This window comes from Neobacillus rhizosphaerae, from assembly GCF_050477885.1.
GTDB classification, from domain to species: Bacteria; Bacillota; Bacilli; order Bacillales; family Cytobacillaceae; genus Neobacillus; species Neobacillus rhizosphaerae_A.
The window spans coordinates 1-13,416 of the sequence record NZ_JBCNAC010000087.1; the positions used below are offsets into that span (position 1 = coordinate 1).

Annotated in this window: 16 protein-coding genes; 14 read left to right on the forward strand and 2 right to left on the reverse strand. The window is 36.3% G+C overall.

Annotated features, from left to right (window positions below; genetic code table 11):
• The first annotated feature begins 188 nt into the window (after window positions 1-188).
• The 9 genes from ABES03_RS11630 (at window position 189) to ABES03_RS11670 (ending at window position 7,527) form a co-directional block, all read left to right on the forward strand.
• Window positions 189-869: a DUF4912 domain-containing protein gene (locus ABES03_RS11630; protein ID WP_430117450.1), complete on the forward strand. Its 681-nt coding sequence runs from the start codon at window positions 189-191 to the stop codon at window positions 867-869.
• On the forward strand, window positions 862-2,130 hold the full coding sequence (locus ABES03_RS11635) for a glycosyltransferase family 4 protein (protein ID WP_430117451.1): 1,269 nt from the start codon (window positions 862-864) through the stop codon (window positions 2,128-2,130). Before ABES03_RS11630 ends, ABES03_RS11635 begins: the two co-directional genes overlap by 8 nt.
• Window positions 2,131-2,140: 10 nt before the next feature.
• Window positions 2,141-2,776: a hypothetical protein gene (locus ABES03_RS11640; RefSeq protein ID WP_430117452.1), complete on the forward strand. Its 636-nt coding sequence runs from the start codon at window positions 2,141-2,143 to the stop codon at window positions 2,774-2,776.
• A gap of 55 nt (window positions 2,777-2,831) precedes the next feature.
• On the forward strand, window positions 2,832-2,981 hold the full coding sequence (gene rpmG, locus ABES03_RS11645) for a 50S ribosomal protein L33 (RefSeq protein ID WP_015594975.1): 150 nt from the start codon (window positions 2,832-2,834) through the stop codon (window positions 2,979-2,981).
• 62 nt (window positions 2,982-3,043) lie between these two features.
• Window positions 3,044-3,610 carry a 5-formyltetrahydrofolate cyclo-ligase gene (locus tag ABES03_RS11650; RefSeq protein ID WP_430117453.1) on the forward strand — a complete coding sequence of 189 codons (567 nt, stop codon included), beginning with the start codon at window positions 3,044-3,046 and terminating at the stop codon, window positions 3,608-3,610.
• A complete protein-coding gene (locus ABES03_RS11655) occupies window positions 3,607-4,395 on the forward strand; it encodes a DUF92 domain-containing protein (RefSeq protein WP_430117454.1) in 789 nt (262 codons plus the stop codon). Before ABES03_RS11650 ends, ABES03_RS11655 begins: the two co-directional genes overlap by 4 nt.
• A gap of 162 nt (window positions 4,396-4,557) precedes the next feature.
• Entirely contained in the window at window positions 4,558-5,511 is a 954-nt protein-coding gene (locus tag ABES03_RS11660; RefSeq protein WP_430117455.1) for an L-lactate dehydrogenase, read from the forward strand.
• Window positions 5,512-5,613: 102 nt separating this feature from the next.
• Window positions 5,614-5,808: a hypothetical protein gene (locus ABES03_RS11665; protein ID WP_430117456.1), complete on the forward strand. Its 195-nt coding sequence runs from the start codon at window positions 5,614-5,616 to the stop codon at window positions 5,806-5,808.
• A gap of 156 nt (window positions 5,809-5,964) precedes the next feature.
• Window positions 5,965-7,527 carry a rhomboid family intramembrane serine protease gene (locus tag ABES03_RS11670; protein ID WP_430117457.1) on the forward strand — a complete coding sequence of 521 codons (1,563 nt, stop codon included), beginning with the start codon at window positions 5,965-5,967 and terminating at the stop codon, window positions 7,525-7,527.
• Here ABES03_RS11670 and ABES03_RS11675 read toward each other — a convergent pair.
• Complete coding sequence (locus tag ABES03_RS11675; RefSeq protein WP_430117458.1) at window positions 7,499-8,350, reverse strand: hypothetical protein; 852 nt, start codon at window positions 8,348-8,350, stop codon at window positions 7,499-7,501. The two genes, ABES03_RS11670 and ABES03_RS11675, sit on opposite strands and share 29 nt — an antisense overlap.
• A 217-nt stretch (window positions 8,351-8,567) precedes the next feature.
• Between ABES03_RS11675 and ABES03_RS11680 the strand changes: the two genes are divergently transcribed.
• The 5 genes from ABES03_RS11680 to ABES03_RS11700 all read left to right on the forward strand — a co-directional run bounded on the left by ABES03_RS11680 (window position 8,568) and on the right by ABES03_RS11700 (window position 12,786).
• Window positions 8,568-8,771 (forward strand): YqgQ family protein, encoded by a 204-nt coding sequence (locus ABES03_RS11680; protein ID WP_430117463.1) that lies wholly within the window; start codon window positions 8,568-8,570, stop codon window positions 8,769-8,771.
• A gap of 20 nt (window positions 8,772-8,791) precedes the next feature.
• Window positions 8,792-9,766 carry an ROK family glucokinase gene (locus ABES03_RS11685; protein ID WP_430117459.1) on the forward strand — a complete coding sequence of 325 codons (975 nt, stop codon included), beginning with the start codon at window positions 8,792-8,794 and terminating at the stop codon, window positions 9,764-9,766.
• 105 nt (window positions 9,767-9,871) lie between these two features.
• Window positions 9,872-11,059: a M14 family metallopeptidase gene (locus tag ABES03_RS11690; protein WP_430117460.1), complete on the forward strand. Its 1,188-nt coding sequence runs from the start codon at window positions 9,872-9,874 to the stop codon at window positions 11,057-11,059.
• Window positions 11,060-11,248: 189 nt separating this feature from the next.
• A complete protein-coding gene (locus ABES03_RS11695; RefSeq protein WP_430117461.1) occupies window positions 11,249-12,382 on the forward strand; it encodes a hypothetical protein in 1,134 nt (377 codons plus the stop codon).
• Window positions 12,383-12,468: 86 nt separating this feature from the next.
• Complete coding sequence (locus tag ABES03_RS11700; RefSeq protein WP_430117462.1) at window positions 12,469-12,786, forward strand: MTH1187 family thiamine-binding protein; 318 nt, start codon at window positions 12,469-12,471, stop codon at window positions 12,784-12,786.
• A gap of 59 nt (window positions 12,787-12,845) precedes the next feature.
• Here ABES03_RS11700 and ABES03_RS11705 read toward each other — a convergent pair whose 3' ends face one another.
• Window positions 12,846-13,022 (reverse strand): DUF2759 domain-containing protein, encoded by a 177-nt coding sequence (locus ABES03_RS11705; RefSeq protein WP_308083184.1) that lies wholly within the window; start codon window positions 13,020-13,022, stop codon window positions 12,846-12,848.
• Window positions 13,023-13,416: the final 394 nt, after the last annotated feature.

Genomic DNA, 13,416 nt, shown 5'->3' on the forward strand with positions numbered 1-13,416 from the left:
CGGAAATTAACAGGCAAGTTTAACATAGTCTATTCATAAAGTAGAGTTTTGTCGAAAAGGAAGCAAGATACGACAAATTGCGTTTATTGTGTGCCTATTAATCTGATGATAACATTAAATTATAAATAATAAGAATAATATGGATTTATATGCATATAATGATTGTTTGCAGAAATGGAGGACAAAACATGATTGATGAAATAATTAAATTACGAGGGGACGGGCTATCGTTTCGAAGAATTGCATTAGAACTTAATACAACGGTTGGTAAAGTTCAATATAGATGGAATAAATGGATGGATCATTCGGATGAAATAAATTCAAATGTTCAAAAACCCACTGGTAAAAAGTCCACAAATAGCCAAATTGCACCTGATCAAATTCCTCTTAAGGGTGAATTGAAGGCAAAACTTGTTTCCCCTCGAAAAATTATTCTTTTCTGGGAAGTTTCCGAATTACCGAAGAAAATAATTGAACTATTTTTCAAGAAAAGGTTTGAGGAGCTCGTAACGGTTATCCGTGTGTATGATGTAACAGATATTACGTTTAATGGGAAAAATGCAAACCATTTTTATGAAATCCCCGCTTCTTATCAAAGTGGACATTGGATAATTAAAGGCCTAATACCCAATCGAGATTATGTTGCAGAATTAGGAATTTATTTTTCAGATCATAATTTTTTCCCTATTCATCGGTCTAATTGCATTCAAACCCCTAATTCCCAGATCCCCAGTGGATATGAAGGGAACTCTGATCTTTACTTGAAGGTTCAAGAATATGAAGAGAAACCGCCAAAGTGGACGGAACATGTAAGTACGTATAGCTATTATATAGAAACAACTACCAACTTGGAGGAGAAAAATGAATAAGACATTTTCTCAACAAGGTGAGGCTAGTTTTAAGCCCGAAAATAATTGGCAATTAAAAATCTTAATGCTTTGCTGGGAGTATCCACCGAATATTGTTGGGGGACTCTCAAGGCATGTAGCCGGTTTATCTGCTGAATTGGCAGCACTTGGTCATGAAGTTCATGTATTAACTGCTGGAACGGACAAACTTCCTGCGTTTGAAACCATGAAAGGTGTGCATGTTCACCGAGTTCAACCAATAAATAATCGTGATGAGCATTTTTTTTCCTGGATAGGCGGCTTAAATTTATCTATGGCCTTTAAGGCTGAAAGATTATCTGAAGAGATTACATTTGATTTAATACATGCACATGATTGGCTTGTAGGGGCATCTGCAATTGTTTTAAAGGATATCCTTGGTGCCCCATTATTAACGACCATTCATGCGACTGAGCATGGGAGAAATAATGGGATTTATAATGAAATGCAGCAATTTATACATGAGAAGGAACAGCAGTTAATTTCTGAATCAAATCATATTATTGTTTGCAGTGAATTCATGAAGGATGAACTCCTTTCTATATTTAATGAAACATATGTGAGTATAACTGTTATTCCAAATGGGATTGAGTTTGTGGCACCAAAACAAGCCTTTAATGAGATATTTCCGGAACTTAAGAACGAAAAATATATATTTTCCTTAGGTAGAATTGTAAAGGAAAAGGGATTTGAAACCATCATTGAGGCAGCCGCAATTGCCAAATCTGAAGGATTAGATTATCAATTTATTATTGCTGGAAAGGGGCCAATGCTTGAGACTTATCGTCAGCTTATTTCAGCCCAGCAATTAGAGCGTCATGTTCAGTTTATTGGCTACATTACAGATGAACAAAGAAATGCCTTGATTCAAGAATGTGAATTGGCAGTGATTCCAAGTTTATATGAACCCTTTGGAATTGTTGCATTGGAAACAATGATTTTTGGTAAACCAACGATTGTGTCCAATACTGGAGGCATGAAAGGAATAGTTAAGCACCTCCAAACAGGATTAGTAACGGTTCCAGGAGATGCACGAAGCTTAATGGAGCAAATTAACTTTTTAAATAATAATCCTAAAGAAGCACAAAAAATTGGAGAAAAGGGACGGCAAATTGTAAAGAGCTTGTATGGTTGGAAACGAATTGCCTCAGAAACAAGCAGAGTAATGAAAGATCTATTGTTAAATGAGCGCATTAACAAGAGTGAGGAAGATGGACAGGAAAGGCAAATAATTCGTAAATAAGGTGTTAGCGATGATGAATTTAATTAAAAAATACAATATTGAACAAAATTCCAACAGTCAACAGTCATTTGAACCATTACTATTTATACCTGGGCTATGGGTTAATGGGAAATACTATTGGTTACAGGACTGTACGGAAAAGGTCATTTATGATGAAGAAATGACAATTAAAGTAAAACATGAACAAATACATTCTAAAATTCGAGTATCTAGTATTTTCGTAAGTAACCACGGTAATCAGATGAAAGAGATTAAAGTGTTAGCTATGCACCATTTTTCAAATATTGGGAAAGATCACTTAACCTTCGTTTCTCCTTTAGATAATCGCATCTTTCATCATGCAAATAAACAGGTTTATTTAGTAAATGCTCATTACCAAAGGGTAGGACTAACTGAATATACTGCTATGCCTCTTTGGAATGTCTATACAGATCAAATTTGGAGCTCACTTCAAACCGGAACTTTGAAATATCAGCCATTGGCCAAGGATCCAGCTGCAAGTGTATTCGCTTTAAAAATGACTATCCAACCACATGAAACAGGAAAAATGAATACTTGGACCATTAATGGAACGAATAAAAATGAATTAATTACAATGGAACAAGCACTTATGAAAAATACACTAGCATTTCCTTTTGAAAAATGATATTATAGAAAAGTCGTATGAACGAACTAGCTTAATCGTTTGGAGGGAAATTGACATGCGTGTAAATATTACGTTAGCTTGCACTGAGTGTGGAGACCGTAACTATATTTCAACAAAAAATAAACGTAACAACCCAGACCGTCTTGAGCTTAAGAAATATTGCCCAAGAGAAAAGCGTACAACAGCACACCGTGAAACAAAATAAGCAGTAGGGCTTCCTGCTGCTTTTTTTGTTGTCTAAAAGTTATGTATGGAGGTTTCAATCGAATGAATGATAAACATTCACTACGCAAAATAGTAAAAGATTCTCTCTCTGAACTAACAAGACCTCTCTATGAAGATTACTCCTATAAAATAGCAACCAGGTTGTTTGATGATCCTGACTGGAAACAAGCAAATGTCATTGGAATCACCATATCAAAGCGTCCTGAAGTTGATACATATCAAATTATTCGAAAAGCATGGGAACAAGGCAAACAAGTGGTGGTACCAAAGTGTAGCCCAAAGGAAAAGAAATTAGTATTTCGAACATTAAAGGGATTTTCCCAGCTTGAGTCCGTGTTTTATGGTCTTTATGAACCAATTGTAGAGCAAACTGCTAAGGTCGAAGCAGACCATATCGATCTTTTAATTGTACCAGGCCTTGCATATACGAGGACAGGATATCGCGTGGGCTTTGGCGGTGGGTATTATGATCGGTATTTAACTGCTTATTCAGGGAAAACCCTTTCACTTGCCTTTGGAAATCAAATTGTTGAGCAATTCCAAGTTGAAGCGCATGATCTACCTGTATCAAAAATTATTACAAATGATGAGGTTATTCATATAAAATGATCGAAGTGATAATCGTTTTTATAGGTATCCTATTGACAGGTCTAGCAGGTTATTCACTTAAATCGTTGAGCGTATCAGGTGCCCTTGCAGCTATAATTACGGGACTTGCTGTATATGTGGGATTTGGAACAAATGGATTAGTCCTTCTGGGTGTCTTCTTTGCCTCTTCAAGCCTATGGTCAAAATATAAGAGCTCCGCAAAGCGTAATATTGAAGAAAAATTGGCAAAAGGTGCAACAAGGGATTGGCGGCAAGTGTTTGCTAATGGAGGAGCAGCTGGATTTTTTAGTATAGTTCATTATTATCATCATGAGCCTATTTGGTTAATAGGGTTTGCTGTTTGTCTCGCAAGTGCGAATTCAGATACATGGGCATCTGAAATTGGAAGCCTTAGCCGTAAGCCCCCCATATACATACGTACATTTAAGAGGATTGAGAAGGGGACTTCAGGTGCAATAAGTATGTTAGGCACCACCGCAGCACTAGCTGGTTCGATTCTTATTTCTATCTTTAGTTATTGGCTTTTTACGTTAAGCATTAGATTAGCTGTTCTCATTTTTTTATTTGGTTTTATTGGTAATGTCATTGATACGATTATAGGGGCCTTTTACCAGCAGGTATATGTTTGTAAAAAATGTGGAATAGAGACGGAGAAAAAAGAACATTGTCTAATAGAGACAACTAGAATAAAGGGTTCTCCATTAGTAGATAATGATATGGTGAATTTTCTTTCAGGCGTCCTTTCTGCAATGATAGCAATTTTAGTCAATCAATTAACCAGATAATAAACAACAAACTCACTTGTAACAAAATTGACTAATAGACAACGTTTTCATGGAGAATTAATAGCAATGAAAGATTGTGAAATAGTGTACAATCTAATTGTAGGTAAGATATAAATGAGAGATCATGAACGCACCTTAAACTACCTATTGGAGGAATAAGCCATGTTAAATCGAGTGAATAGAGTAGCATTAATTGGTACAGGATTTGTTGGTTCTAGCTATGCATTTGCCTTATTAAATCAAGGTATAACTGAGGAACTTGTCTTAATTGACTTAAATAAAGAAAAAGCAGAAGGAGATGCAATGGACTTAAATCATGGACTTCCATTCGCTCCATCTCGAACAAAAATTTGGTATGGAGATTACAAGGATTGTGGCGATGCAGATCTTGTTGTCATTACAGCAGGGGCCAACCAAAAACCAGGAGAAACTCGACTTGACTTAGTTGAGAAGAACACAAAAATATTTAAAGGCATTGTTGGACAAATTATGGCCAGTGGATTTGATGGAATATTTGTAGTTGCTACAAACCCAGTTGACATTCTAACCTATGCGGTTTGGAAATTCTCTGGACTTCCTAAAGAACGCGTCATTGGCTCAGGGACAATCCTTGATACAGCAAGATTCCGTTTCTTACTTGGTGACTACTTCGATGTAGATACCCGAAATGTTCACGCTTATATTATTGGTGAACACGGTGATACTGAGCTTCCTGTTTGGAGCCACGCTGATATAGCTGGTACTTCTATTTCTGAATGGACAAAAAATAAGGCCGGATTCAATCAAGATGATTTAAATCAACTCTTCCTAAATGTTCGTGATGCGGCCTACCATATCATCGAAAGAAAAGGTGCCACTTATTATGGAATTGCCATGGGCTTAGTTCGATTGACCAAGGCGATCTTACGAAACGAAAATTCTGTTCTTACTGTATCCGCATACCTTGATGGTGAATATGGACAAAATGATATTTATATTGGGGTTCCTGCAGTAGTGAATAGAAACGGTATAAAAGAAATCGTCGAACTCGACTTAAGTGAGGATGAAAAAGAAAGGTTTACAAACTCAGTTAATGTTCTAAAGAAAACAATGGAACCAGTATTTAAGAATATATAGAAAGACAATATGAGGCTGACTGCAATTGGGTCAGTCTTTTTTTACAGGTTTTTTGGATAATAAGCAAACTATTATCACAAAATAATAACAGGAGGGATGAGAATGTCACGTATGTTAACATCCATTTTGATGATTGGCTCAATTGGATATTTTGCCTTTCGATACAGATATCGATTAATCAATATTCTACTTGGTTCCGGTTGGATACGTAGGTTAGCTGTTGGTTCCATTATGAGCTTTCCTGGTGTAAAAAATAAAATGATGCAATCGGTATTTGGAGGACCATCTGAACGGTGAAAAGCCACAGATGGTTTTTTTGTTTTGTTAACTAATATTTCGTTTGTTTAATTATGGTGACTTAAGTAATTCGTTTATAATGAAAGTAATGAGGAAAAAATGAATAAAAATGTCTCTTAGTGCGACTTTATTCTTATATAGAAAGTAGGGGGGAAGTTGAATTATAGAGAGGACTATGTATTTTGGAGGTTGGCATATTTTTTCATATCTGAGCAGGGCTATAGAATTATTCAATTATTTGATAATCAAAAAGAGCTTTGGTTAGAAAAACTAGAAAGTAAGGGTGCCCCGATTGTTCGTTTGCTTCGCCAAGACATTAACTGGAGCAATTCCATACAAAAAGATATTGAGTTTTGTTCAGCTAATGGAGAGAGAGTTCGTAGACAGGTCCGTCGTGGGGAACTAAATTTATTAAATATTTATGTAAGTCAATTTCCACCTGTTGATGAATATGAGTATCGACTGGCTAAGCCATTTGTTTATCCAGAAGGAAAGAAAACTAGTGTGAACTCGGTTCTGTTATCTAGCAAGAATTACGATGAAGGTTTACAATGTCTTTCAGAGCGGTATGGAAAGGACATTTCATTTCCAATTAACGAGGAATACTCGGAATATGACGCTACCCATTTAAAGAATACTGCTTTAGAATATGCAATAAAAAAAGTGAACTCTGAAAGAGCAGTATTTAAGAGCGGGAAACCATTTTTTACCTACGTATTTATGATCATTCAAATTGCCGTTTTTTTCTGGTTAGAGACACATGGTGGGAGTACGAATAACCAAAATTTGATTAAGTATGGAGCAAAGTTTAATCCATACATTCAAGATGGTGAATGGTGGCGCCTTCTTACACCAGTATTTCTTCATAGTGGATTTACCCATTTAGCTATGAACACACTATCCTTATATTTTATAGGTACGGCAGTTGAAAGAATGTACGGTAGTGTCCGCTTTTTATTTATCTATTTGTTTTCGGGAATAACTGGGTTCATCGCTAGCTTTTTATTTGTTGATAACGTTTCAGTAGGAGCAAGTGGAGCGATAGCGGGATGCTTTGGCGCCTTACTTTATTTTGGTGTCATCTACCCAAAATTATTTGCAAGGACACTTGGAACGTACGTTATCGCTATCTTTTTAGTAAATATTGCATTTGGCTTTTCACAAAGTGGAATAGATAACGCCGGACATTTAGGTGGGCTTATTGGAGGGTTTTTGGCATCAGGAATGACACATTTTCCAAAAAGGAAAAAACCACTATTACAAGTGCTATTTTTACTCCTATCCATTGTAGCGGTTGCGATTTCTTTATCCTTCGGTTTTAGTGATACATCAAAAACTAAAGATGTAAATTCAAATCTCATATTAGCTCAAGAATATATGAACAATGAGAATTATAAGCAGGCGTATGAAGTTCTTATGAGTGTAGAGGAGAAGTCTGAGAATCCTTCGGCTCAAATTTATTTTCTGTTATCCTTTACGGAGATTAAGCAAAACATGCTAAAAGAGGCAAGAACACATTTGCTTAAGTCATTAAGTTTGGAACCTGACGTTCCAGAAGCCAACTATAATCTGGCACTTATTTACCTAGAAGAAAACGACCTAATACAAGGGAAGAAATATGCCGAAAGAGCGGCCAAACTAAGTCCGGATAAAAAAGAATATTCGGCCTTAGTTCGGGAAATTGACCACCTTATTCAATCATCTGGCGGAGGAGAATAGGCTCCCCATTTGCCGTCTCAGTTAAAACTAATAAATGGGATTGATTCTTTGCTACTAAAATGAGAGGGAGGGCACTGCCAATGGGAGATTCAAGGGTGCCGTCTGCCTTTTTTATGCCAAGGAAGTAATTTTTATAAAGGCCTTCCCATAATTGACCAACAATTCGATCGGAAGCTGCTTTTGAAAATCTAGATAAACCAGATTTTGCATCCTCGTTAAATCGAGTGAATGGAAATGCTTGATAGTCATTTAAATGAATAGTATAGTGCCTAATCCCTTTATTCCAAGTGTATTGCAGCATTCTTTCTGTTTGTTCATCAAGTGTTTGTTTCCACTCTGTTTGTTCTTTTGATTTAGGGCTGCGGAAGGATCGATTCGTGTTGTCTTGGGGAATAACGTATAAATAATCATCTGATAATGCTTGAGAACTATATATTGGGCCCTCATTTTCATGGAGTTCACCTTGGTGAAAAGTAATTGCTTGAAAAAGAGAAGAATCTTTAATTGGTATGCGCTTCTCTTGTATGAGTCTTGATGTATTTTGTTTCCAATCGCCAAGTTCTCCAATCAGCCTTCCATTGGAGTATAAAAAACCTGCATCCTGCCGTAAATACGCTTTTCGGTCAAGAGTGGAATCTATCGTCCAAAGCAAGGAACTTGGTTCAAATAGAGATAGAGAGGTTCTGGCAGATGTAAAGTTTACATTAGGAGCAATTGGGAAATAAGTAATACTTTCTTCTGCAACAGGTGTTTTTACTTGGAAGTAAACGCAAGCGGTGATACCGAGTATTAAAATTCCAACCATGGCATAAATTTTTTTCACAATTTTTCTTCCTTCCCTACTTAAATAACCCTTTGTTTGTCCTGTTACTGTTATATGGCAACATAATCATGGAAATGACAATAAATTGGACATGTATTAATTAAGAAGGATTTTTATAGAATAAGTAAATTATTGCCTTGAGGTGGAATTTTGCTTAGGTTATACTTTTTGTTGTGAAACTAATTGTTCTCTCCATATTAAAATTAAGGGGATCATGATGAAAACGATTTATGAAATTCAGCAATTCTTAAAGCAATTTGGAACGTTTATTTATGTCGGGGATAGAGTCGCAGATCTTGAATTAATGGAGTCGGAATTAAAGGAATTGTATCAGGCGCAGTTAGTAGAAACAAGAGAGTTCCAAACGGCATTGTTAATTTTAAGACACGAAATTCAATTAGAGAAAGAAAAATCAAAATAACAAAGATAGGTGAATATACATTGTCAGAGAAATGGATTGCAGGCGTTGATTTAGGGGGAACCACTACTAAAATAGCCTTTATCACGATGGATGGAGAAATTGTTGAAAAATGGGAAGTACCTACCGATAACACCAATGAAGGTCAAAATATAACATTAAATATTTCAAAAGCTATTGATGAAAAATTAATTGAATTAGGTCAGAAGAGGGACAAATTAATAGGAATTGGAATGGGTGCTCCTGGGCCTGTAGACTACGAGAATGGAATCATTTTAAACGTGGTAAATTTAGGCTGGAAAGATAACTATCCATTAAAAGCAAGTCTCGAAACAGCTACCAGTCTTCCTGCTACAATTGAAAATGATGCCAATTGTGCAGCATTGGGTGAGATGTGGAAGGGTGCTGGAAATGGAGCTAAGGACCTTGTTTGCATCACGTTAGGAACAGGTGTTGGCGGTGGAGTTATTGCTAATGGGAATATCGTTCAGGGTGTGAACGGTGCAGCTGGAGAAATTGGCCATATTACTGCTATCCCTTTTGATGGTGCACCATGTAATTGTGGCAAGACGGGGTGTCTTGAAACAGTGGCATCAGCTACAGGTATTGTTCGCTTGGCGATGGAAGAGTTAAATAAGAGCGAATCAACCGGTGAACTAAGGAATATTTTAATCAATAATGGAAAAATAACGGCTAAAGATGTGTTCGATACAGCCAAAAATGGGGATGTATTAGCTCTTGAAATTTTAGATGTGGTGTCCTTTCACCTAGGCTTCGTTGCCGCTAATATTGCCAACACGCTAAATCCAGGTATGATTGTTCTTGGCGGTGGAGTTTCAAAGGCTGGAAGCATTTTATTAAATAAGGTAAAAGAATACTTTGTTAAATATGCTTTTTCGGCTGTCAGAGAATCCACAACTTTGTCTTTAGCAACATTAGGAAATGATGCGGGTGTCCTTGGGGCAGCTTGGCTTATAAAGAGTAAATTAAACCAATAGTAAACCTCATTTGAAAAGCCTGCAATCATGCAGGCTTTTTCTTTTCATACATTCATTTCTTACAGTCATCCAACATATTTATTTATGATGGGAGGAGGGGGAAGAATGGAAATAACTATACGACCCGGAGAGACATTATCCTTTTTTAGTCACTTGTTTAAGGTGCCGCACAGCCTCATTCAAGATTCCAATCCTAATGTAAGTCCAAATAACCTGAAATTACGAGAAAAAGTTAAAATACCAGGATATATATCTATCCCCTATGTAGTACAAGAAGGGGATACTCTATTGGACATTGCAGCGGCTTTAGATGTACATGTAGATGCACTTCTCATCCTTAATCCAAGTATGGAGTCAGAACGTGTAAAAATGGGTGAGACTATTTATGTACCAGAGAGGATTACTACTCCATTTACTACAGTGAAATCTTCTTGTAATTATATCAGTCTTGAAAAAACAATTCATAACCTTAAGAAGGCTTATCCTTTTATTTCAGTTAATATAATAGGTAAGAGTGTTCTTGGGAATTCAATTCATGAAATTAGGATCGGACGGGGGAAAAAGAAAATACATATGAATGCCTCTTTCCATGCTAATGAATGGATTACAACTATGGTTTTAATGTGCTTAGTCAATAATTATCTTCTCTCTTTAACAAATGGATCTATGATAAGAGGAGAAAAGGTTTTTCATTCATATGAAGAAATAGAGTTATCCATTGTACCTATGGTCAACCCTGATGGAGTAGACCTCGTATTAAATGGGCCTCCTAGAGAGTTTAGGGAGGATGTCATTCAAATGAATGAGGGAAGCGATGAATTCGTTCATTGGAAGGCAAATATTAGAGGGATTGACCTAAATAATCAGTTTCCTGCAAACTGGGACGTTTGTAAAAGAAATAAGACACCAAAATCTCCAGCGCCTAGGGATTTCCCAGGCTATTCACCATTAACTGAACCTGAAGCAATTGCAATGGCGAATTTAGCAAAAAATAACTCCTTTGATTATATAATTGCCTTCCACACACAGGGAGAGGAATTTTATTGGGGGTATGAAGGTCTGGAGCCTTCAGTATCGGAGGAAATGGCCAAAGAGTTTGAGAGAGTAAGCGGATACCGAGCCATACGTTATGTTAATAGTCATGCAGGATATAAGGATTGGTTTATCCAAGAGTTTAAACGCCCAGGTTTTACCATGGAGTTAGGAAAGGGGATCAATCCTCTTCCCCTATCGCAATTTCAAAAAATACTAAAGCCATCAGAGGCAATTTTTAAGGCTGCTCTTTCTTTTTAATTTATATACTTGTTTTATCTCTCCATACTGATTAAAATTAATTATCATCAATAAGACATTTCGTTTAAAAAGCCGGGTATACGGCTTTTTTCCTATTTTGTCCTTATAAGTTAGAAAACTTGAAACATTTTTGTAAAAAAAACGTACTAACATAAGAGAAGCATAAAGGGAGGGGGCAGTAGAATTAAATTGGACCAACCGAATAATAAGAAGCATCTATTCTTCATATTACTATTAATTTTCTTGACCCTTCTTTCAACTGCCTGTGCTGATAAACAGCAACCAAAACTAAAAACGAATGTAAAAAAAGAAACGCTAAAAGAAACGACTCATCATGAGGAAGCTGATTGGAAATTACCAATCTCCATAACAGCAGGCGAGTTCTACATGCTTGGTGGATGGCTTTCTGACACGGAGGTTCTTTATATTACGAATCTTGAGCAAACATCAAGCGTATATAGATATGACCTTTTATCTGGGAAAAGTAAATTAATTTATAAAAGTGAGTACCCTATCGTTACTATAAAAATAAGCCCATCTAAGAAAAATATTTTAATTCATTCCTCACCTTCTTCGTACGAAGGGGTGGTAACCATTATAGATGAAAATGGTAATGAACAAATGAAACAGTCATTTGCGTCCTATGAATTAGACTTTGAGTGGAATCTCTTTAATGAATCACAAATTCTTGTAACAAAATTTGATGAGGATTGGAACTTTCAGTTATCGTTATTAGATACGAGTAAATCAAAAAGTGTAGAGCTGAACTTACCACAGCCATTTATTAAGTGGATTGATAAAAAAAACGTTGCCTATTTAAATTGGGATGAAAATACTCCCTCCTTATTTGCTCCACTTATTTTCAGAAGTTTAGAGACTGGAAAAGAAAAAACAGTATTACCAGAAGTAATACAATTTTCAACTTTTCAAAATCTACTAATAACTGTTTCTGTTAAGAAAGAGGATTCATCTATGGCAGCTTATACTTTTTTTGATAAAGAAATGAAAGAGCAATTTGCATTTTCAATCCCACAGCTAACAAAGTTTTCAGATTGGTTAGTTCCTTTCTATGATTACTCTGAGACTAGAGGTCAATTTATAACCTTTAAGCCTCTAAGATCGGGCGAGGTTGATTCCTATACAGAGGGATTTGAGCTGGTTTCTTATAATATTAAGAAGAAAAAGAGCGAACTAATTATGGAGCACCTTGATAATGAACCCATTCTTTTTTCTCCTTCCGGTAATGCCCTGCTATACGGGAATCGTTTTGAGAAAATAATTGATTTAAAAACAAAGGAAATCTATGAATTGATAAAAGAATGACACACGAATAGTCATTCTTTTTGTTTTTTAAGGCAATGTGATAAAATCACTTTGTTATAAAATCTAGGTAAAGAAGGTGCTTGTTCATGGCTATTGTAGATGTAACCGTGATTCCATTAGGTACGGAAACTCCAAGTGTCAGTAAATATGTAGCAAGTGTACAAAAGGTTTTAAGGAAGTATGAAAGTGCTGGAAAAATCCGCTTTCAACTTACACCGATGAATACTATTATTGAAGGGGAACTTCCTGTTCTTTTTGAAGTGATCCAAGCCATGCACGAGGTTCCATTTGCAGAAGGAATACAGAGGGTGGCTACAACGATTCGCATTGATGATCGGAGAGATGTGAAGCGAACAATGGAATATAAAGTAGACCGGGTTACAAGCCTTCTAAATGAGGAATAAAAAAAAGACTGTCAACGGACAGTCTTTTTTTCAGGCCTGTATAAGGCATTAAATGTTTTTTAATGAGTTCCAGTAGGAAAACCGTGTTGTAATACTGTCATTACTGTGAACCATCCGAAAACAAGAAAAGAAGCGATACCCCAAAATGCACCTAAGAAATTTTTATTCTTTAGCGCGCTATATCCACCATATGCAGCAAGCAGGGTTACGATAGCGAAAATAATAACTAAACCCATGAAAAGTCCCCCCTTTTTGGTATAATGAGGCAATGTGCCTAACTCTTTAAAGAAAATTATGTAACAATATTATATACATTCGTTTCCTATTTTATATTTTTTTCTTTCATTTGTCGAGAGCAAAAACAGCAATGCATTTGCTGCAATTTTTCTCTCTTTATTAAATAGCTGTGTTAAAGAAGATTGTTAATTTTTATATCCTGTTGATTGGAGCGGAAGGTGCGAAGACTCCTGTGGGAGTACGGTTCAGGGGAGACCCCGCAGGCGCAAGCGCCGAGGAGGCTCGCCGAAACGCCCACGGAAAGCGAAGCGCCTGGAGCGGAAATCAACAGCCATTTTAACAAAGCCCAATTAAAAAAGGAGGGTAGGATTTGGAAACGATACTATTCTTGAT